Here is a 21,127-nt window from a genome sequence, read left to right on the forward strand (position 1 = left end):
AACCGGAAGTAATGCCGCCAATGGCGCGAGAGGCTGCCGCTGGATTTGTGTCGCGAGCCCGCGCCCTGGCGCGGAGGCTGTCGCGTCATGTCCGCGCGGCGCCGCTGCTGGCAGCCGGCCTGCTGATCGGCTTCACGGCGCCTGCCGGGGCGGCCGATGCTGTCCGGGGCGAGGCGACTTTCTCGGCGAGCGGCGGCTTTGCCCGTCTCGTGATCAAGCTCGGGGAGGACGTCCCCTCCGAGGTGACGACGGCCGGCTCCATTCTCGTCATCCGCTTCGACCGGGCGGTCGACGTGCCCGTCGACCGCGTCCCGGAAGGCGCGCCCGACTACGTCAACTCCGCCCGCCGCGATCCCGACGGCGGCGCCATCCGGCTGTCGCTGGCGCGGCGCGTCACCGTCAACACCATGAATGCCGGCGAACGAACCTTCATCGACCTCTTGCCGGAAGGTTGGAAGGGGCCACCGCCGAGCCTGCCGATGGACGTGGTCAAGGAACTCGCCGAGCGTGCGCGCGTCGCCGAACGCGCGCTGCGCGCCCAGCGCGCCGCGGCGGAGAGCAAGAAGCGTCCGCAGATCCGCGTGCGCGCCTCGGTGCAGCCGACCTTCGTCCGCTTCGTGTTCGAGATGCCCGACGGCGTCGGTGTGTCCTCCGTGCTCAACGAGCAAAAGCTCACGCTCGCCTTCAACGCCAACCTCAATTTCGATCTGGCGGACGCGGTCGTCGCAGCGCCGCCGAACGTCGCGTCGATCAGGCAGAAGGCCGACATCGACCAGACCAGCGTCGAGATCGCGCTGATCGGCGATTCCGACGTGCATTCCTTCCGCGACGAGAAGAACTACGTCGTCGACATCTCCTTCCAGCCGGACAAGGGCAAGATGGCCAATTCGGCCGAGGCGGCGATCGCGCAGGCCAAGCCCGCCGCTCATGGACCGGCGCCTACGCCCGAAAAGCCGGTGGTCGAGAAGCCGAAGGACGCGCATCGCGAGATCGCGCCGCCGACATCCGAGACGATCGCGCGCGAAGCCAGGATCGACGTCAAGCCCGAGGTGAAGCCGGAAGTACCCTTCGCCATGCCGCCCGCTGAAGCGCCGAAATCGCTGCCGGCTCCTGCGTCCGAAGCCGCGCACGCTGCGCAAGCGCCCAAGGAAGCGGTCAAAGAAGTTGCAAAGACTGTCGCGCCAGTTGCAGAAACTGCGGTCGCGCCCGCCAAGCCGGTCATGGCCGACGCGCCTCAAGAGGTCGTGAAGGAAGCTGCCAAGGAACCCGTCAAGGAACCCGTCAAGGAACCCGTCAAGGAGCCGGCCAGGGAGGCCGTCAAGGCTGCTCCAGCAGAGGCGCCCGCAGCTCCGCAGCCGAGTGGTGCCAGTGTCGATGTGCGCCGCGACAGCGACGGCCTGCGCGTGACCTTCCCGCTTCAGGTCGCAACGCCTGCGGCGGCGTTCCGCCGTGGCGATACCGTCTGGCTGGTGTTCGATACGGCGAAGCCGATCGACGTCGAGGCGATCCGCACCAGGGGCGGTGCGATGATCGGGGAAGTCGGCCGCGTCCCGCTCGAGAAGGGACAGGCGGTGCGCATCCGTCTCACCCGGCCGCTGGTCTATTCGCTGACGAGCGAGGAGGTCGGCAAGCAGACCAACTGGCTCTTGACCCTCGCCGACAAGATCCAGGCGACGCCGCTGCCGCTGATGATCTCGCGCAACATCACCGACCCGGCGCTTGCCAACATCGCGATCCCCTTCGCCAATCCGGGGCTCCTGCACAAGCTCACCGATCCCGATGCCGGCGACACGCTCTATGTCATCACCGCACAGCGGCCGGTGCGCGGTTTCATCAAGCGGCAGGACCTCGTCGATCTCGCGCTGCTGGAATCCGCGCATGGCATCGCGATCCGGCCGAATTCCGACGAGGTCGGCGTCGAAGTCGGGGCCGACAAGGTCATCCTCGGCAAGAAGGGTGGGCTGACCCTGTCGCCGGTCGACATCTCGGCCGAGCGCGCGCCGACCGCGGTGCGGCCGGTCTTCAGCCCCGAAGGCTGGCGCAAGGGCCAGTCGGAAAATTTCATAGCGCGCCAGAACGAGCTGATCACGGCGATCTCCAACGTCGAACCGGCGATGCGTTCGCTGCCGCGGCTCGACCTCGCGCAATTCTACATGTCGCGCGCGATGTATCATGAGGCCAAGGCCGTCACCGAATTGATGCTGGCCGATCCTCTCAACAAGGAGGAGAGCGGTGCGCTGATCATGCATGCGATCGCGAGCATCCTGATCGGCCGGCCGGCGCAGGGCCTGAAGGACCTCGCCAACCCCGTGATCGGCAACAGCCACGATTCACAGCTCTGGAAAGCGCTCGCCTATGCGCGCCAGGGCAAATGGGCGGATGCGCGCGAGAAGTTCAAGAACGTCGAGTTCGCCATCGCCTCGCTGCCGCTCGACATCCAGCGCATCGTGACGATGGAGGCGATGCGCGCTTCGCTCGAGGTGAAGGACTATGCCGGCGCCTCCAAGCGCCGCAGCGAGCTCGAGGTGGTCGGCGTCTCGCCCGACGCCGCGCCCGGCTTTGCCGTGCTGCGCGGCCGGCTCGCCGAGGCGCTCGGCCACGACAAGGACGCGCTCGATGACTACAAGTTCGCGGTCGGCTCGTCGGACCGGCCGGCTGCGGCAGAGGCCAAGCAGCTTGAGGTCGCGCTGCGGCAGAAGCGCGACGAGATCGGCAAGGAAGACGCGCTGCGCGAGCTCGAAACGCTCTCGATGACCTGGCGCGGCGACTCGATCGAGGTCAAGACGCTCCAGATGCTGTCGCAGATGTTTGCCGAGAACGGGCGCTACCGGGACGCGCTCACCGCGGCGCGTACCGCGACAAAGCTGCAGCCGAACGCGGAAGCCTCGCGCCAGGCGCAGGACCTCGCCTCCGACCTATTCACGCAGATCTTCTTGGGGCCCAAGGGCGACGAGCTGCCGCCGATCGAAGCGCTGGGGATGTTCTACGAGTTCCGCGAGCTGACGCCGATCGGCCGCCGCGGCGACGAACTGATCCGACGCCTCTCCGACCGTCTCGCCTCGATCGATCTGCTCGACCAGGCCGCCGAGCTCCTGCAATACCAGGTGGACCACCGCCTTGAAGGCGCGGCGCGTGCACAAGTCGCCGCACGCCTGTCCATGATCTATCTCGCCAACCGCAGACCCGACATGGCGATCACGGCGTTGCGCGCGAGCCGTATCAGCGACCTCTCGGGCGAACTCAGGCAGCAACGGTTGCTGCTGGAGGCGCGTGCGCAAAGCGACGTCGGCCGCCACGATCTCGCGCTCGACATCGTCTCCAACGTTACAGGACGCGAGGTGCTGCGGCTACGCTCGGACATCTTCTGGGCGGCGCGGCGCTGGCGTGAATCGGCCGAGCAGATCGAGCTTTATTACGGCGAGCGTTTCCGCGACTTCAAGCCGCTCAACGCGGTGGAGAAAAGCGACATCATCCGCGCGGCCGTCGGTTATGCGCTCGCCGACGACTCGATCGGCATGTCGCGCTTCCGCGAGAAATATGCGCCCCTGATGAGCGAGAGCGCCGATCGGCTCGCGTTCGACATCGCGAGCAAACCGACCGGCGCCTCCAGCGCCGAATTTGCCGATATCGCCAAGCTGGCTGCCAGCGTCGACACGCTCGATGGCTTCCTGCGCGAGATGAAGCAGCGCTTCCCCGATGCCACCGCCCGCGCGCCGGCCTCGCCGCAGGCCAAGGACGAATCTGATCACACCGGCTCGCTGCCCACGATTCCCGTCGTGCGGCAGATCAAGATGACGCGGTAGGATCGCTGCTCCTTCTGGGCCTCGCGAGAGGTGTCCGTGAGCAAGCTCCTCGAAGTGACGGGCAGGGGCCGAAGACGATCGCCCAGGAGCGCGTACTCATCAACCTGATCAGCCCGCGTGGAGAAACAGCGAAGCAGCTAAGGCCAGCAAGCGACGTTAACGGGCTTAATGGAGCTTTACCCGCACCTGATAAATTGCCGAGCCCAAGGTCGAGGCAAGCACAAGCACAAGACCAAGCCCGATCATAGGGTTCCTTGCGATCACCGCCGCAAGCGATACGCCCAGCGCAGCGGCCAACATCTGCCAGAAACCCAATAGGGCCGAGGCAGCACCGGCGCGATCGCCGAATGGCGAAAGAGCTTGCGCGCTGCAGAGCGGATTGACCATGCCCATGCCTAGCAGGAATACGCATGCGCCGACAAGAAATGGCAAAAAGCGCCCGTCGAAAAGCGCGAATAGCAACACCATGCCGCCACCGACACAGGCCAGCGCGAGACCGATGCAAACCGATCGGTCGAGACCAAGGTGCGGAACGATTTTTGTAGCGATAATGCCAGCGCTAAAGACGATCATGACAGTGCCTGCGAAGAACAGGCCGAGTTGCATGGGTGTGAAGTCGAGACCTTCTATCAAGACTCGCGGCAACGCCGAAAACATTGCAAACAGCGCACCTAAGATGAGGCTAACAGTTGCGGCAGGAACCACGAAACGACGGTCAGTCGATAGCGACCAGTAATTCTTGGCGATCGTCGAGGAATCGAACTCGGCGCGTGGGCCGTGGTGCGTTTCTCCGAAAGCCGCAAGAAATGCTGTAGCGGCGACGACGGCGAAGATTCCGACGAATACAAATGCTGAACGCCAGCCAAAAAAATGATCCAGCGCGCCGCCGACCAGGGGCGAGAATCCGGGCGCTGCTGCCATCGCAACCATAACAAAGGTGAGCACGCGGGCTAGCTTTTCGCCCTGAAAAAGATCTCTTGCGATAGCTCGCGAAAGGACAGACGTGGCACATGCGCCACCGGCCTGCACAACGCGACCAATCAATAGTGCCGCCAAATCATTGGCTAACGCGCACCATATGCTACCTGCGAAAAATACAGCAAATCCGATCATCACGGGTACGCGCCGGCCGAAACGATCCGACAACGGACCGACAACAAGTTGTCCGACCGCGAACATGGCGAGGAATATGGTGATAGCTGACGTTACCTGAGCGCTGGAGACGCCTACCGCGACGGCGATACTCGGTAGCGAAGGCAACAGAATGTTGGTGGCCAACGTGCCACTCGCAGACAACGCAGCAAGAACGGCGACCTGAAGACCAAGCGGCACGTCTCGAGCGAGCGGACGGTCTTCGACGTTGCTGGTCATAAGCCGCTTCGGATCAATGAATGATAACCATCATATCAACGATCCATTGAATGCGCAACCTGAGCATATTCCGGTATGTCACGAACCGCCGAACGCGCTCACGGTCCGCCTTGCGCTGGTAAGCTCAAGTGCACGCCTACAAGCCTTGGGTCACAGAGGATGGGGGCGGTGGCCGGTCCCCGGGCCCGCTAGCCCCCGTAACTCTGCACCAGGCTCCCTGCCACCAGCGACCAGCCGTCGACGAGCACGAAGAAGATCAGCTTGAACGGCAGCGAGATGGTTGCCGGCGGCAGCATCATCATGCCCATCGACATCAGCACGGAGGCGACGACGAGATCGATGATCAGGAACGGTAGGAACAGCAGAAAACCGATCTCGAAGGCGCGCTTCAGCTCCGAGATCATGAAGGCGGGGACAAGGATGCGTAAGCCGAGGTCGTCGGGGGTTGCCGGCGGCGGCTCGCCGGAGAGATCCAGGAATAACTTGAGGTCCTTCTCGCGCACGTTCTTTTGCATGAAGCCGCGCAGGGGGACGGAGGCGCGCTGAAGCGCGTCCTCGACGCCAAGCTGATTGGCCACGAGCGGACGGATGCCTTCGTCGTAGGATTTCTGCAGGACCGGTCCCATCACGAAGAAGGTGAGGAACATCGCCAGCGCGATGATCACCGAGTTCGGCGGGGCGGTCGCGGTTCCCATCGCGGTCCGCAGCAGCGACAGCACGACCACGATGCGCGTGAACGAGGTCATCATGATCAGGATCGACGGGGCGATCGACAGCACCGTCAGCAGCGCGATCAGCTGGATCGCGCGCTCGGTGACCCCGCCACCGCCAGCGCCTCCGCCGCCGAGATTGATGCTGATGTCCTGCGCATGCGCCGGCATCGCGAGCGAAGCCGCGCCGATCAGGACAGAAAGAAAAAAAACTCTACGCGGGAGGGCCGGCAGCCTCACGAAGACGGCTTCGGACGGCCGAGCAACGAGGCCATCTCGTCTTCGAGATTTTCAAAGCTGGTCTTTTCCGGAGCCGGCTTTGGGGGAGGGGCCGGTGGTGCCGACGGCTCGCCGCGGGCCACACGCGGAGGAGCGGCCGGGGGCTCCGGGGCGACCGGAGGAGCAAGCGTCTCGCCGGCGGGGCGGCGCAGCGCAGCTTCGAGCCGCTGCGCCATCTCGGCGAGATTCTGCTCGGCGCTCGATGGCGCAGCCGGAGCGGGCGCCGGCGGCGGAACGGGCGGAGCCTGCGGCACGGGCGGAGGTGGCGCGGCGACGCGCTCGGCGCGCACTGGAGGCGCCTTCACCGGCTCGCTCTGGCGCGGCGGACGCGGCATCAGAGGAGGTTCGTTGCGCGCAACGCGCGGCGGAACAGGTTCGGGACGCAGCTCGCGCTCGGGGCGCGGCGCGATCGGCTCGGAGGTGAAGCCGCCCAATGGCGGCTCGTTGCGGCGTTCGGCCATCGCGGGAGCCGGCCGGCGCACTTCGTCGGCGAAGGAGGGGCGCGTGGGCCGCGGTGGCGGCTCGGGCATGTGCGGCTCGGGATGATCGAGCAGCTCGGGCCGCGGTGCTTCGTCGGCCCAGCTGCTGGTATCATGCATCGGCGCAAGACGCGGTGGCTCGGCGGCATTGGGACGCTGCGGGAGCTGGTCGCGGCCGGGCGCTGCGCGTACGATGTTGGGTTCGACGACGATGTCGGTGGGGCCGCCGATCATCAGCAGATGCTCGACATTGTCGCGCCGGACCAGCACCAGGCGGCGGCGGCCGTCGACCGCGGCGGCATCGATCACGGCGAGCCGGGGCATCCGGCCGCGCTGGGTGTTGGCGCCGAGCCGGCTGGTGGCGAATCGGCGAACCAGCCATGCAGCGACGCCGATCAACGCCAGAACGACGATGAACGCGACGATGAAGGTGATAGGGCTGCCTTGCATACTTGTCCCCGACAAATGGCGCTTGTCTCGGGCCCGTGGTCAGATGCGCCAACCACCGGCTTACGTTGCCCCAAACTGCGATTTCTTAACGTCCCACGGCAAGTTTTGCCGTCCCCAACTCTTAATAACCCATGAATCGCTCGATCCAAAACGACTTCTTGGCCTGTGCACGCGCCGCCAAGCGGTTGGGTTAATGCCGCTTTTGGAGGCGTAGAATCACGGGCACGCGCATTGGTGTCCCGGCGGGGGACAACTGCCTGCGACCTCCTTAACCAGCTGTTAACCATACAGGCGGCAAATTCTGCCTAGCTTCGGACCGTGGGTCCTGCGAGGCGGAAGGAGCCGCAACGATGTCCATCAACGATCTTCCGGTGCTATCGGCGCTTCGCACCAAGATGCAATGGCACCAGGAGCGCCAACGCGTCCTGTCCGAGAACGTCTCCAATTCCGACACGCCCAAATTCCGGCCGCGCGACCTGGTCGAGCCGAAACTGGACAAGGCCGGGGCCGTCACGGGTTCGATGGGGCCGTTGACGCTTACCCGGACCAGCGGTTCCCACATGGCGCCCTCAGGCGCGGCCTCCGGATTCGACCAGAACAAGAATGCGGGTTTTGAGACCCGCCCCGCGGGCAACGCCGTCAATCTCGAAGAGGAGATGATGAAGGCCGCCAGCAACCAGATGGATTATGCGGCGGCGACCTCGCTCTATTCGAAGAGCCTGCACCTGCTCAAGACCGCGATCGGCAAGGGCTAGAGCTAGAGGAAGCGCATCATGGCGAATGACAGCAGCGACTTTGCCCGTTCGATGGCGATCGCGACCTCCGGTCTGCGGGCGCAGGCCGGGCGCATGCGGGTGATCTCCGAGAACATCGCGAACGCGGATTCGACCTCACAAAGCGCCGGCGGCGATCCCTACCGGCGCAAGGTGCCGACCTTCTCCTCCGCGCTCGACCGTACACTCGACGCGCAGGTCGTCACCCTCGGCAGGATCAAGCCCGACCAGTCCAATTTCCGCACCAAATACGAGCCGAACAATCCGGCGGCGGATGCGACCGGCAACGTCAAATATCCCAACGTGAACTCGGTGGTCGAGATGACCGACATGCGCGACGCGCAGCGGTCGTACGAGGCCAATCTCAACATCATCAGCGCGACGCGCCGGATGATCCAGCGCACCCTCGACATCCTCAAGAGCTGAACAGGACATTTGAACCATGGCAACACCGACAATTGCCGCCAACGCCTATGCAAACCTCGCCCGCGTGCTGGAGAACAGCGGTGCCGGCAAGGGCAGCGAGCCGAGCGGGCAGTCCTTCGCCTCGCTTCTGAAAGACACTGTCGGCAGCGTCCTGGACTCCGGCCGCAAATCCGATGCGCAGACGGTGGCGATGGCCGCCGGCAAGGCCAACGTGATGGACGTAGTGACGGCGGTCGCAGACACCGACGTCGCCGTGTCCACGCTGGTCTCGGTCCGCGACCGCGTGATCGCGGCCTATGAAGACATCATGAAGATGCCGATCTGATTTTTGGCGCTCGCGCCCGCCCCAACCGTCAATGCGAGCGCCGCGAAGAAATCCAGAGTCTTTCCGAAGCGGCAGTCTGGATTGCTTCGCTACGCTCGCAATGACTGGGGATAGGCCTTCGCATCGCTCACAAGAGCGGTGGGAGGCGAGGAATAAGACAAAGGAACTGCGAAATGACCGGACCGGAAACCCTCGACGTCGCGCGTGATGCGATCTGGACCATCGTGATCGTGTCGTCGCCCCTGATGGTGGTCGGCCTCGTGGTCGGCGTCGTCGTGTCGCTGTTCCAGGCGCTGACGCAGATCCAGGAGCAGACGCTGATCTACGTGCCAAAGATCCTGGCGATCTTTGCCACAATGCTGTTGGCCTTGCCGTTCATGGCCGACGCGCTGCATTCCCACATGCTGCGGATATCGTCGCGAATCATCGGCGGCTGAGGTACTATGCGCCCGTCATGCGCATCGACGTCTCGCTGCTGCCGGCGCTTGCCGCCTCCTTCATGCTCGCCTTTGCCCGGGTCGGCGCGATGGTGATGCTGTTGCCGGGCCTGGGCGAGACCAATATTCCGACACGGATCAAACTGTCGATCGCGCTGCTGCTCACGCTGATCATCCTGCCGCTGCATCGTAACGCCTATCAGGTCGACATGGGCTCGATCGCGCCGCTGCTGGTCCTGATGCTGCATGAGATCGTGATCGGCATCGTGCTGGGAGCGACCGCGCGGGTGACGTTGTCGGCGCTGCAGGTTGCCGGTTCCGTGATCGCACAGCAGATGGGGCTGGGCTTCGTCACCTCGGTCGATCCGACGCAGGGACAGCAGGGCGTGCTGGTCGGCAACTTCCTGACGATACTGGGGGTCACGCTGCTGTTCGCCACCGACAGTCATCATCTGGTGATCGCGGCACTGAACGACAGCTATACGATCTTCGCGCCGGGCGAGACCGTGTCGAGCGCCGATGTCGCCGCGCTGGCGACGCGCGCCTTTGCCGCCGCGTTTCGCCTGGGCTTGCAACTTTCCGGCCCGTTCCTGGTGTTCGGCCTCGTCTTCAACATCGGGCTCGGTGTGCTGGCGCGGCTGATGCCGCAGATGCAGGTCTATTTCGTCGGCGTGCCGCTCTCGATCTTCGCCGGCTTCCTGGTGCTCGCCGTGGTGCTCACGGCGATGATGGGCACCTATCTCGACTATTTCATCGGTGTCATGCACCAGATGATGCCACTCAAGTGACCGGGTGATCGATGGCGGAAGACAACGATCCAGAGAGTCAAACAGAAGACCCGACGCAAAAACGTCTCGAAGAGGCGCTCGAACGCGGTGACGTCGCCAAGAGCCAGGAGATCAATACCTGGTTCATGATCGCGGGCGCCACGCTCGTGGTCTCGAGCTTCTCGGGATCGGTCGGCAGCGGGCTGTTGGCGCCGATGCGCAACCTGCTCGCCAATTCCTGGATGATCAAGACCGACGGCAGGGCTCTGCTCGCCCTGATGCAGCAGATCGAAGTCGCGGTGCTCGCGGCGGTGGGCGTGCCGCTGCTGATGCTGGTACTCGCGGCAATTGCCGGCAACGTGCTGCAGCACCGCCTGGTCTGGTCGGCCGAATCCCTCAAGCCCAAGTTCAGCAAGCTGTCGCCTGCCGAGGGCCTCAAGCGCATCTTCGGCAAGCAAGCGGCGGCGAACTTCCTCAAGGGTCTCGGCAAGCTGATCGTGCTCGGCGCGGTCATGACCGTGATCCTGTGGCCGGAGCGGCATCGCATGGAGGCGATGGTCAGGCTCGATCCGGCCGCCCTGCTCGGCGCCTCCACCAGCCTGACCATTCATCTGCTCGCCGCGGTGGTCGCAGCGCTCGCCATCATCGCCATCGGCGACTATTTCTTCCAGTATCGCAGCTGGTTCCAGCGGCAGAAGATGTCGCTCCAGGAGATCAAGGAAGAGTACAAGCAGTCCGAAGGCGACCCGCACATCAAGGGCAAGCTCAGGCAACTGCGCCAGCAGCGCTCCAAGAAGCGCATGATGGCGGCGGTTCCCAAGGCCTCCGTGATCATCACCAACCCGACCCACTATTCGATCGCGCTGTCCTACGAGCGCGGCATGTCGGCGCCGATCTGCGTCGCCAAGGGCGTCGACAACCTCGCTTTCAAGATCCGGGAGATCGCGCGCGAGCACGACATCCCGATCGTCGAGAACGTGCCGCTCGCCCGCGCGCTCTACGCCACCGTCGAGATCGACGAGGAAATCCCGACCGAGCACTACCATGCGGTCGCCGAAGTCATCGGCTACGTCATGCGTCTGAAGAGCGGATTCGGTGCCAGCCGGCAATAAAACCCCTGAAAAGTACTGGAAATGGCCGTAATCTGGGAATCAGCGTACCTTTCGCCCCTGCTGCTCTTGCGCCTGCGGGTCCGATTCAGGCAGGGAGGACCCTGCGCGCCCTGTAGCGCGTTGATTCTCTGCCGACAGGCTGTGCCAGCTTGAGATGACTGCCGAGACCGACCACGACCTCACACGCGAGCCCGTTGCGGCGCAAGAGCCGTCGCCGCGCTCGGGCAGCATTGCCCTGGTGTTGCTGGTGGCCGCCGGGCTCGTCGCCGTTGCCGTCGGCTTGATGACGCTCGGGCGCGCGCAGGCCCAGCCCTATATCCTCGGCATCCTCGCCGTGCTGGCGATGGTCGGCCTGTTCAACCTGTTCGCCTTCGCCGCCGGCATCATCCGCTTCGTCGATCGCAATCTCGACGATCCCGTGATGGGCCGCATCGCCGATCACGCCTTCGATGGCCTCGCCGTGACCGACCCGCGCGGCCATGTGGTCTATTCCAATGCGGCCTATCTGACGCTGACCGGCGCTGCCGGCCCGCAGGACGTGCGCCCCGTGGAGCGCGTCTTCATCGGCAACCCCGACGTCTCCGAGGCGGTGTTCCGCTTGTTGAAAGCCGCGCGCGAAGGCAAGCGGCAACAGGAAGAGGTGCGCATCTCCGGCAATGACGGCAGTCAGGGCCGCTGGCTGCGCATGCGGGTGCGGCCCCTCGGCACCGGCAAGCGCGAGACGAGATACGCGGTGTGGTCGATCGCCGACATCACCCGCGACCGCGAGCGCCAGGAGGACGTGTTCCAGGAACTCCAGCACGCGATCGAATATCTCGATCACGCGCCTTGCGGTTTTTTCTCGGTCAATCCAGCCGGCGAGCTCGCTTATGTCAACGCGACGCTGGCGAACTGGCTCGACTACGACCTTGCCGAGATCGGCTCGGGCGGGCTGAAGCTCACCGACATCGTCTCCGGCGACGGCGCTTCGCTGCTGACCGCGATTGTGGCGGTGCCGGGCGAGGTCAAGACGGAAGTCTTTGACATCGACCTGCGCATGCGTACCGGCAAGACCATGCCGGTGCGGCTCTATCACAAGCTCGCCTTCGGCGCCGACGGTGCGCCAGGCCCGTCGCGCACGCTGGTGATCAGCCGCGCCCGCGACGAGCGCAGCGATCCGGACCGCGCCGCCGAAGTGCGCTTCATGCGCTTCTTCGACCATACGCCGATGGCGATCGCCACCGTCGACCGCGGCGGCAACGTCGTGCGCGCCAATGCGCGCTACGCCAAGCTCGGGCAGGCGTTGGGGCTCGACAGCGCCAGCAAGTCGATCTTCCGCGCGGTCAATTCGCGCGACCGTCATTTGCTGATCGCGGCCATCAACCAGGCCGCCGAGAATCAGGCCGACATCGCGCCGGTCGAGGTCGCGCTGGAAGGAACCAAGGAGCGCTGGGGCCAGTTCTTCGTCACGCCGGTCGACGGGGGTGAGAACGACGCGGAAGCCGCCATCGTGCACATGCTCGAGACCACCGAGCGGCGCGCGCTGGAGAACCAGATCAACCAGTCGCAGAAGATGGAGACTGTCGGCCAGCTCGCCGGCGGCATCGCCCACGACTTCAACAACGTGCTCTCCGCCATCATGATGGCGAACGACTTCCTGCTGAACGCGCACAAGCCGACCGACCCGTCGTTCCAGGATATCATGCAGATCAAGCAGAACGCGACGCGGGCCGCCACGCTGGTGCGGCAGTTGCTGGCGTTCTCGCGGCGGCAGACGCTGCGGCCGCAGGTGCTCGACCTCGGCGATGCGCTCTCCGACCTCGCCATGCTGCTGCGCCGCCTGATCGGCGAGAAGGTCAAGCACGAGACCATCCACGGCCGCGATCTCTGGCCGGTCAAGGTCGACGTCTCCCAGTTCGAGCAGGTCATCGTCAATCTCGCGGTCAACGCGCGCGATGCCATGCCCGACGGCGGCAAGCTGATCATCCGGACCGCCAACGTCACCACCGAGGAAGCGGCCAGGCTGGCCTACAAGGGCATGCCGGCAGCGGACTACGTGCGGATCGAGGTCGCCGACACCGGTACCGGCATCCCCGCCGATATCCGCGACAAGATCTTCGAGCCGTTCTTCTCGACCAAGGAAGTCGGCAAGGGCACCGGTCTCGGGCTCTCCACCGTCTACGGCATCGTCAAGCAGACCGGTGGCTTCATTTACGTGGACTCCGAGCCGGGGCAGGGCACCTCGTTCCAGATCTTCCTGCCGCGCCATCATGCCGAGCCGGAGGTGCAGGTCGAGCAGCCGGCGCCGGTCGTTGGCGCCGGCAATGGTGCCGCGAAGGAAGCCGGGTCCACGGCGGACGCCAAGCCCCGCACCGATCTCACCGGACAGGGCACCATCCTGCTGGTCGAGGACGAAGAGGGCCTGCGCGCGCTCAACGCACGCGGTCTGCGCTCGCGCGGCTACACCGTGGTCGAGGCCGAGAATGGCGTCGAGGCGCTGGAGGTGCTGGAAGAGCAGAGCGGCGGAATCGATCTCGTCGTGTCCGATGTCGTGATGCCGGAGATGGACGGCCCGACGCTGCTCAAGGCGATGCGCGAGAAGAACCCCGACATCAAGTTCATCTTCGTCTCCGGCTACGCGGAAGACGCCTTCGAGAAGAGCCTGCCCGAAGGCCAGCAGTTCGACTTCCTGCCCAAGCCGTTCACGCTCAGCCAGCTCGTGGCGGCCGTGAAGGAGACGATGGCGAAGGCGGGGTGAGGGCGCGGGCTCCACGTTCTCCGTCATTGCGAGGAGCGAAGCGACGAAGCAATCCAGTTGCCTCCGCGGAAACAGCCTGGATTGCTTCGCTTCGCTCGCAATGACGGGAAAAAAGCTCTCAACAGCCACCGGTAACCCGCGACCGCGGCTCCTTGGCTCACCCGGCCAAGCTGCCGCCAAATATGGGCTTTTGCCACATCCCCGCGACTGAGGGCCGCAGCCATAAGTTCCGATAGTGGCTTCCTTTTTACGGAAGGCTGCCCATCTTAGGGGCACGTCCCCATGCCGGGGATCTGGGAAACCAACATGAATTTCTCGCAACGCTCCCGCAGCATCTTCAAGACGATTGCCGTCGTGCTGGCGCTTGCGCTGCCGACTGCGCTGGCGATCTCGTCCGCCGACGCGCGCGTCGGTGGCGGCATGTCTTCGGGTTCGCGCGGTTCGCGCACCTATTCGGCCCCGCCGTCGACCACGACCGCGCCGGGCTCGACCTCGCAGTTCAATCGGACCTATACCCAGCCGGGCGCAGGCATGAATTCGGCTGCCGCCGCACCCGCGCGCGGCGGCCTGTTCGGCCGGGCCGGCGGCTTCATGGGCGGCCTTGCGGCCGGCTTCCTCGGCGCAGGTCTGCTCGGCATGCTGTTCGGCGGTGGCCTGTTCGGCGGGCTCGGCGGCCTATCGTCGATCATCGGTCTGATCATCCAGATCGTGCTCGTGGTGCTCGTGGTTCGGCTGGCGATGTCCTGGTGGCAGCGCCGCCACACCCCGCAGGCGGCCTATGCCAACGCTGACGCCGGTGCGGGTCCGGGACCGCAGGCGAACAATCGTAGTGGTCTTGGTGGCGGTCTTGGCGGTGGCTTCGGATTCGGCGCCAACAACGCACCGCTCGAGATCAAGCCGGACGACTATGAAGCGTTCGAGCGCCTGCTCGGCGACGTCCAGTCCGCCTGGTCCAACGAGGACGTGGCCAAGCTGCACACGCTGGCTACGCCGGAAATGGTCTCCTATTTCGAGCAGGACCTCGGCCAGAACCGCGCCCGCAACGTCGTCAACAAGGTCAGCGGCGTGAAGCTGTTGCAGGGCGATCTCGCGGAATCCTGGCGCGAAGGCGAGACCGATTACGCGACTGTGGCGCTGCGCTTCGCGCTCACCGACAAGACGCTCGACCGCAACACCGGCGCAATTGTCGCCGGCAGCGAGCAGCCGGGCGAGGCCACCGAAGTCTGGACCTTTGCCCGGCGTCCTGGCGGCGCCTGGGAATTGTCGGCGATCCAGCAGACCAACTGATCTGATCGCGCGTATAGCGACAAACGAGGGCGTCGTGCTTCGGCACGGCGCCCTTTTTGTTTGAGCGGCACGTTTCGGTTCAGCGGGCCATTTGGCGAAGCACTTAATTGCTTGTTGGCCGCGCAGAGCTGCCGCAATTTCGCGCCTGCCGGTTGGATGAGGAGATATTCCGTGAGCCAGTGTGTCGCGCGCCTCAGGGCAAACTACGAAGGCATTGCCAGGAGTTCGTCCCTGCTGCTGGAGGCGATCGGAACGGCGTATGACCGGATCGAGGCCGAGCGCGACCGCAATTGCTGGATCTATCTTCGCCCACGACAGGAGGCACTCGAAGAATGCCATCAGCTGGTGGCGCGCGCGCGGACGGGCGAAAATCTTCCGCTGCTCGGCATTCCATTTGGTGTGAAGGACAATATCGACGTCGCGGGAATGCCGACCACTGCCGCATGTCCGGCTTTCAGCTACACGCCCTGGCATTCTGCGCATAGCGTCGAACGCCTCACCGCAGCCGGCGCAATTTGCCTCGGAAAGACCAATCTCGATCAGTTCGCCACAGGCCTGTCGGGCGTGCGCTCGCCCCATGGCCCCTGCGCGTCGGTTGCCGATGCGCGCTATGTTGCGGGCGGCTCCAGTTCCGGGTCCGCGGTCGCCGTGGCGGCCGGGCACGTCGCCTTTGCGCTCGGCACCGATACCGGCGGCTCGGGGCGCATACCTGCCGGGTTCAATAACATTGTCGGAATCAAGCCGACCGTTGGGCTGGTATCATCGCGTGGCCTGGTGCCGAATTGTCCGACGATCGATTGCGTGTCCGTATTCTGCAATACCGTCAGCGACGGCGAAGCAATCCTCGACATCATCGAAGGGTTTGATTTCGAAGATCCCTACAGCCGCCTGCCCAGAACCGTTTTCCCCACCAACGGGGCGGCGGCATCATTCCGGTTCGGCCGCGTTGCGCCAGCAGATCTCGAATGCTTCGGCATGTCGGAATGCGGCAAACTTTACGAGAGCGCCTGCGAACGTCTTGCTCATATCGGAGGAACGGCGATCGAGGTGGACTTCTCCCCATTGCGCCAGGCCGGGGAGTTGATGTTCAGCGGTCCCTGGGTCGCGGAGCGGCACTCTGCCATCGCTTCGCTCATCGACGTCGAATCCGGCGCCTTGCTCGATGTCACGAGAACCGTGCTGGGCTCAGCCGCCGGCTATTCGGCGATCGACACGTTTGGCGCCATTCACCGGCTGCACCGGCTACGCCGCGACGCCGAAGCAATCTTTGCCGGCATCGATGCCCTGGTGGTTCCGACTGCACCGCGGCCGTTCACACTGGAGGAGATGAATCGTGATCCGATCACCCTCAACAATCGTCTGGGCTACTACTCGTACTTTGCCAATCTACTCGATCTCTGCGGCGTCGCCGTTCCGAATGCGAAATTGCCGAACGGCATGCCCATGGGCGTGACCCTGCTGGCGCCGGCCTGGCACGATCGCGCGCTGATCGGACTGGCGCGGCGGTTCGAGGCCGGCGCAGACGGATCGGCGTTCGAGTTGAAGTCTGGCGGCTAAAGGGCGGACATTATCCGATCGCCTGCCCGAGCGTAGAAACATCCAGAATCGAAATCACGGATCTTTCGTATCTGATCACGCCTTCGTCCTGGAGCCGCGCGAGTTGCACGGTCACCCATTGGCGGGTGGATCCGATGAGATTGGCGAGATCACCGTGGGTGAAGGGCATGCCGACGACGACCTCGTTGTCGCGCTTCACGCCGTAGACGTGCGACAGGAAGATCAGCAGGCTGTGCAGCCGCTCGGTGACCGAGCGCGTCCCAAGCATCTGGGCCATTGCCGAATAGCATCGCGCCTTGAATGCGAGGGCATCCAGCAAGGCGACGGCGATTGCCGGCGATTCAAGCGCAAGCCGCCGCAGTGCCGGTCCGGGCATGAACGTCAACCGGCTGCGCTCGGCCGCATCCGATGTCCACATGTGCGGGCCCGTCCCGAATATGTCGGGCCCGCCGACGAAGTTGCCGGGAAACCAATAGGCGAGCGTGACTTCGCGCCCCGACGGTGCAGCATAGTAGCTGCGTATGCGCCCCTCGCTGATCAGGTAGATCCCGGCCTGTGCGTCGCCCTGAGACCAAACCAGTTGGCCGGCATCCAGGATCTTTTCGCGTCCGATCGCACGCAAGCGATTGCAATCAGCCCGGTTGAGACCATCCAGCAAGCCGGGCAGCGGTCTGACGAGATCGTCCGACTCCGCGAGCATCACACCTGCCGCTATCGCGCTGTTCGCCCTGTGCATGGCCGGCTCCGCATGTGAGACCCGGCATCGACTATTCAAGAACCATGCCAGCCCGCTGCGTCGCCTCAGACCCGCGGGCTCCGCGTCGTCAGTCCGCGTCCGACTGATTGAACGCCCGCAACCCTTCTGCGCGGATGACGTCGAGACAATCCTTCTTGAGCGACAGATAAGCTGGCTCGACCATGACAGAACTCGACCGTGGGCGCGGCAGCTTGACCGCGACTTCGCGCAGGATGCGGCCGGGTCCCGCGCTCATAATGAGAACGCGGTCGGCCAGCACGATGGCTTCATCGATGTCATGCGTCACGAATACGATTGTCGCCTTGATCCGGTCGCGCAACGCCAGCAGATTGTCTTGCATCACCGCGCGGGTCTGCGCGTCGAGCGCCCCGAAGGGCTCGTCCATCAGCAGCACACGGGGCTGATTGGCCAGCGCTCGCGCGATCGCCACGCGCTGTTGCATGCCGCCGGACAGCGTGTTCGGATAAGCGTCGGCGAAACGCTTGAGGCCAACCATCGCGATCAGATCGTCGGCGATGGCATACGCTTCCGTCCTGGACTTCCCGAGCATCCTGGGGCCGTGGGCGATGTTGCTGCGGACGGACTTCCAGGGGAAGAGATGCGGCTGCTGGAACACCATGCCGACATCGGGACGAGGACTGTAGACGGGCGCGCCCTCGACCAGGATCTCGCCTTCGAACGGCACTTCCAGCCCGGCGATCGTATTGAGCACCGTCGACTTGCCGCAGCCGGAGGGACCGGCGATGCAAACGAACTCGCCGGGCGCCACGTCAAACGAAACGCGATCGACCGCGATGATCTGCCCGCGCTTGGTGTCAAAAACGATGCTCAGGTTCGAGACTTGAATGGCCGGTTGTTTCCGCGCCGATTCGTCGGAGGCAGGCGAACTTGCCAGCGCCAGCTTCATGCTCGATCGAGACCCCGACATCAGCGCCACCAGACGATACGTTCGGCAAGAGCCGCAAACAGCCGGTCGGCGATGAACGACATCAACCCGAGCGCTGCGAGCCCGCCCATGACCTGGCCCGTTTGCAAATTCTGCTGCGCAATCTCGATCCTGTAGACAATGCCGGCGAAAGCGCCGGCCAGTTCAGCCGCGACAAGCGTGTAGAAGGAGATGCTGACGGCGGTGCGCAACCCGACCACAATGTAGGGAAGCGCGCCCAGCAGCACGATCTCCTGCAGCATCTGCCGTCGGGGCGTGCCGAGCATCAACGCCGCCCGAATCAGGCCACGGTCGACCTTCTGCACGCCGATGTGAGTCGAAAGCCATACCGTGAAGAATACGCCCCATACGACGAGGAACAATTTTCCCGCCTCCGACAGGCCGAACCAGAGGATGACGATCGGCACGAACGCAATCGGCGGAATCGGCCGCAAGATATGGAATAGCGGGGACAGCAAGCTCGAGATAACGGGGAATTGGCCGGTGAGAACACCGAGCAGGATGCCGAGCGCGCCGCCTATGATGAATCCCGTGGTGACGCGAAAGAGGCTGGCCAACAGATCGCTAAAGAACTGTCCACTTCGTATCCACTCAAGCACGGCCGCAGCAACCACCGTCGGCGGTGGAAACAGCACCATGTTGACGGTCCCGGAACGGGAGATCAGTTCCCAGAGTCCAATGAACAAGGGGAGCGAAAGCGCCCCGACCAGAATATTGATGCGGCGAAGCCGAACTGAATTCGGCCGCCGAGCGCGACCGCCAGTGCGGATGGCAATATCGCTTGCTGCTGAAGTGGCTTCCGGCATGGCCACGCGGGTGCCTATTTCCACGATAAGGAGACGCGTGCGGGATCGACCTTTTTCAGTGGCTCGGTGACGACGACCTTGCTGAAGTCGGGCATCGCCGCTCCCGGAGGATGGTTGCCGCTCTCGAGGCGCCATGCGGAATGGGTCTTGAGAATCTCGATCAGCCGATCGTCGAGACGCACCCGGTAAACATAGTCGGCCCAGATGGGGGCGAGTTCGTCCCGCTTCATTCCAACCGCGTCCGCCACTGTCGTGATCGCTTCATCCGGGTGTGCCTTCATCCAGATCTCGGCATCGATCAGTGCGGCGATGAATTTCTCAACCAGCACGGGGTTGGCGTCCAGATAGGACTTCATGACGACGATATTGAACGTCTCGGAGTAGGTGCCCTTTGTATCGACCTCAGTAACGGCTTCGCCCAGGGCCTTCTTCGCGTTGGCGACGTGGGGCTCCCAGGTGTCGAACGCGTCGATGCTTCCGGCTGCAAGTGCCGGCAGCATCTCCTGCGGCCGCAGATTGACGAGGGTGACATCCTTGGGCGTCAATCCCACCGACTTCAGCAAGGTCGCCGTGTAAACCTCGCTGCCGGTGCCGGCAGTGAAGGCTATTCGCTTGCCGCGAAGATCTTCCTTGGTCTTGATGCCGGCCTTGGCCGCGACCAGCGTCTTGAGATCGGAATATTCCATGCCGGCGACGAAGGCGATGGGCTGGTTTGCCATCGCCGAAGCGGTGACCGGCGCCTCGGCCGTCGTCGCGATGTCGGCGCCGCCCCCGATCACGGTGTCCAGGCACTGCTTGCCGGACGTGAAGTTCGAGACCGTGATGTCCAGTCCGTTCTTTTCGAAAATTCCCTTCGATTTGGCGACGATCGCAAGGCCGGAGATCGGCCCGAGGTTTTGCGCAAGCCGGGCCTTGAGCAATTCCGCGGCCGAGGCGCAGTTCGGACCGATGGCAAGACCGACGGCAAGGCAGCAAAGCATGGCACGGCCGGCAATTGCCGTGATTGGGCGGATGGTGGTCCGGTGCATGACGATCTCCCCTTCGCCGCGCCCTGCGCAGCCCCGATGTGATCGCGGATACCGCCCTGAACGGTCCCGCCACAGTCCCCCCGCGTCCTCCCCTGGACGATCACTTGCGGACCGGCCCATTTGGTATGCTCGCCCGGCACCATTGTTCCGGGAAGCAATTAATCGACATGGCGGTCGGGAAGCGGCTGGGAATCGTCGGCGATCCCGCTGACCAACTGATCGCAGGCGACATGAAATAACCAGGGCATCGTGCTTCTTGCACGGAGCCTTTTTCTTTTGGGGGTCTCGCATCGCGGCATCGGAATAAGCGGGGCTGCGTCGGGTTGAAATCTGGCGGCCAACGACAACACAAAGGGAGGACAGGATGATCCGCATTGAGAGATCCGTGACGATTTCAGGGCTCGCGCTCGCCGCGGCCTTGCTTGCGGCGCCATCGGCGCAGGCGCAGTCGGCCGACATGACGTTCTTCGTGACGTCCAACGGTCCTGGCAAGGGCGCCGATCTCGGCGGCCTGGAGGGGGCCGATGCGCAGTGCCAGAAGCTGGCCCAGGCCGGCGGCGCCGGCAGTAAGACCTGGCGCGCTTATCTTTCGACCCAGGCCGCCGACGGCAAGCCGGCCGTCAACGCGCGCGACCGCATCGGCAAGGGACCGTGGCAGAACGCCAAGGGCGCTGCAATCGCCAAGGACGTTGCCGACCTGCACGGAGCGGCCAACAACCTCACCAAGCAGACCGCGCTCAGCGAGAAGGGCGAGGTCATCAACGGCCGCGGCGACACGCCGAACCGGCACGACATCCTCACGGGTTCGCAAGCCGACGGCAGCGCATTTCCCGCGGGCGACGACAAAACCTGCAAGAACTGGACGTCGAGCACGCAAGGCGCGGCGGTCGTCGGCCACGCCGACCGTCAAGGCCTGCGCGATGACGAGCCGTCGAAATCGTGGAACAGCTCGCATCCCTCGCGCGGTCCCGACGGCGGCTGCTCGCAGGCCGATCTGAAGAGCACCGGCGGCGACGGGCTGCTGTATTGCTTCGCGTCGAATTGAGACGCGGAACTCGCTCCGCCGTCATGGCGTTC

18 protein-coding genes are annotated in these 21,127 nt (G+C 64.5%); 11 read left to right on the plus strand and 7 right to left on the minus strand.

Features of this window, described 5'->3' with window-relative positions; all coding sequences use genetic code 11:
- The first annotated feature begins 20 nt into the window (after positions 1 to 20).
- Positions 21 to 3,803 carry a tetratricopeptide repeat protein gene (locus AC0L3J_RS16245; RefSeq protein WP_473347665.1) on the plus strand — a complete coding sequence of 1,261 codons (3,783 nt, stop codon included), beginning with the start codon at positions 21 to 23 and terminating at the stop codon, positions 3,801 to 3,803.
- A 165-nt stretch (positions 3,804 to 3,968) separates the two neighbouring features.
- Here AC0L3J_RS16245 and AC0L3J_RS16250 read toward each other — a convergent pair whose 3' ends face one another.
- The 3 genes from AC0L3J_RS16250 to AC0L3J_RS16260 form a co-directional block, all read right to left on the minus strand.
- A complete protein-coding gene (locus AC0L3J_RS16250; RefSeq protein WP_473347666.1) occupies positions 3,969 to 5,174 on the minus strand; it encodes a multidrug effflux MFS transporter in 1,206 nt (401 codons plus the stop codon).
- A gap of 188 nt (positions 5,175 to 5,362) precedes the next feature.
- Positions 5,363 to 6,124: a flagellar type III secretion system pore protein FliP gene (gene fliP, locus AC0L3J_RS16255; RefSeq protein ID WP_027567605.1), complete on the minus strand. Its 762-nt coding sequence runs from the start codon at positions 6,122 to 6,124 to the stop codon at positions 5,363 to 5,365.
- Entirely contained in the window at positions 6,121 to 7,092 is a 972-nt protein-coding gene (locus tag AC0L3J_RS16260) for a flagellar biosynthetic protein FliO (RefSeq protein ID WP_473347667.1), read from the minus strand. Before AC0L3J_RS16260 ends, fliP begins: the two co-directional genes overlap by 4 nt.
- Positions 7,093 to 7,442: 350 nt before the next feature.
- Here AC0L3J_RS16260 and flgB point away from each other — a divergent pair, with 350 nt between their 5' ends.
- The 9 genes from flgB to atzF all read left to right on the plus strand — a co-directional run bounded on the left by flgB (position 7,443) and on the right by atzF (position 16,513).
- Positions 7,443 to 7,847, plus strand: a complete 405-nt coding sequence (gene flgB / locus AC0L3J_RS16265; RefSeq protein WP_247361815.1) for a flagellar basal body rod protein FlgB — start codon at positions 7,443 to 7,445, stop codon at positions 7,845 to 7,847.
- An 18-nt stretch (positions 7,848 to 7,865) separates the two neighbouring features.
- Positions 7,866 to 8,291: a flagellar basal body rod protein FlgC gene (gene flgC / locus AC0L3J_RS16270; RefSeq protein WP_027567607.1), complete on the plus strand. Its 426-nt coding sequence runs from the start codon at positions 7,866 to 7,868 to the stop codon at positions 8,289 to 8,291.
- Positions 8,292 to 8,307: 16 nt separating this feature from the next.
- A complete protein-coding gene (gene fliE / locus AC0L3J_RS16275; protein ID WP_473347668.1) occupies positions 8,308 to 8,616 on the plus strand; it encodes a flagellar hook-basal body complex protein FliE in 309 nt (102 codons plus the stop codon).
- Positions 8,617 to 8,789: 173 nt separating this feature from the next.
- Complete coding sequence (gene fliQ, locus AC0L3J_RS16280; RefSeq protein ID WP_007612284.1) at positions 8,790 to 9,053, plus strand: flagellar biosynthesis protein FliQ; 264 nt, start codon at positions 8,790 to 8,792, stop codon at positions 9,051 to 9,053.
- 17 nt (positions 9,054 to 9,070) lie between these two features.
- A complete protein-coding gene (gene fliR / locus AC0L3J_RS16285) occupies positions 9,071 to 9,841 on the plus strand; it encodes a flagellar biosynthetic protein FliR (protein ID WP_456769155.1) in 771 nt (256 codons plus the stop codon).
- A gap of 11 nt (positions 9,842 to 9,852) precedes the next feature.
- Positions 9,853 to 10,932, plus strand: coding sequence for a flagellar biosynthesis protein FlhB (gene flhB / locus AC0L3J_RS16290; protein WP_027518912.1), 1,080 nt, complete (start codon positions 9,853 to 9,855; stop codon positions 10,930 to 10,932).
- A 154-nt stretch (positions 10,933 to 11,086) separates the two neighbouring features.
- Positions 11,087 to 13,669, plus strand: a complete 2,583-nt coding sequence (gene cckA, locus AC0L3J_RS16295; RefSeq protein ID WP_473347669.1) for a cell cycle histidine kinase CckA — start codon at positions 11,087 to 11,089, stop codon at positions 13,667 to 13,669.
- A gap of 282 nt (positions 13,670 to 13,951) precedes the next feature.
- The gene (locus AC0L3J_RS16300; protein WP_456769158.1) at positions 13,952 to 14,956 is read left to right on the plus strand and encodes a Tim44 domain-containing protein; all 1,005 of its coding nucleotides are present in this window, start codon (positions 13,952 to 13,954) and stop codon (positions 14,954 to 14,956) included.
- Positions 14,957 to 15,016: 60 nt separating this feature from the next.
- Positions 15,017 to 16,513: an allophanate hydrolase gene (gene atzF, locus AC0L3J_RS16305; RefSeq protein ID WP_473347670.1), complete on the plus strand. Its 1,497-nt coding sequence runs from the start codon at positions 15,017 to 15,019 to the stop codon at positions 16,511 to 16,513.
- 10 nt (positions 16,514 to 16,523) lie between these two features.
- On the opposite strand, the gene AC0L3J_RS16310 is transcribed toward atzF, so the two are convergent.
- From AC0L3J_RS16310 to AC0L3J_RS16325, 4 genes are all read right to left on the minus strand, one after another.
- Entirely contained in the window at positions 16,524 to 17,249 is a 726-nt protein-coding gene (locus AC0L3J_RS16310; protein ID WP_473347671.1) for a Crp/Fnr family transcriptional regulator, read from the minus strand.
- Between the two features lie 88 nt (positions 17,250 to 17,337).
- Positions 17,338 to 18,177, minus strand: a complete 840-nt coding sequence (locus tag AC0L3J_RS16315; protein WP_473347845.1) for an ABC transporter ATP-binding protein — start codon at positions 18,175 to 18,177, stop codon at positions 17,338 to 17,340.
- 20 nt (positions 18,178 to 18,197) lie between these two features.
- Positions 18,198 to 19,022 carry an ABC transporter permease gene (locus tag AC0L3J_RS16320; protein WP_473347846.1) on the minus strand — a complete coding sequence of 275 codons (825 nt, stop codon included), beginning with the start codon at positions 19,020 to 19,022 and terminating at the stop codon, positions 18,198 to 18,200.
- A gap of 14 nt (positions 19,023 to 19,036) precedes the next feature.
- Entirely contained in the window at positions 19,037 to 20,050 is a 1,014-nt protein-coding gene (locus tag AC0L3J_RS16325) for an NrtA/SsuA/CpmA family ABC transporter substrate-binding protein (protein WP_473347672.1), read from the minus strand.
- A 364-nt stretch (positions 20,051 to 20,414) separates the two neighbouring features.
- Here AC0L3J_RS16325 and AC0L3J_RS16330 point away from each other — a divergent pair, with 364 nt between their 5' ends.
- Positions 20,415 to 21,095, plus strand: a complete 681-nt coding sequence (locus AC0L3J_RS16330) for a lectin (RefSeq protein ID WP_473347673.1) — start codon at positions 20,415 to 20,417, stop codon at positions 21,093 to 21,095.
- Positions 21,096 to 21,127: the final 32 nt, after the last annotated feature.

The organism is Bradyrhizobium sp. Kon37, assembly GCF_055807535.1.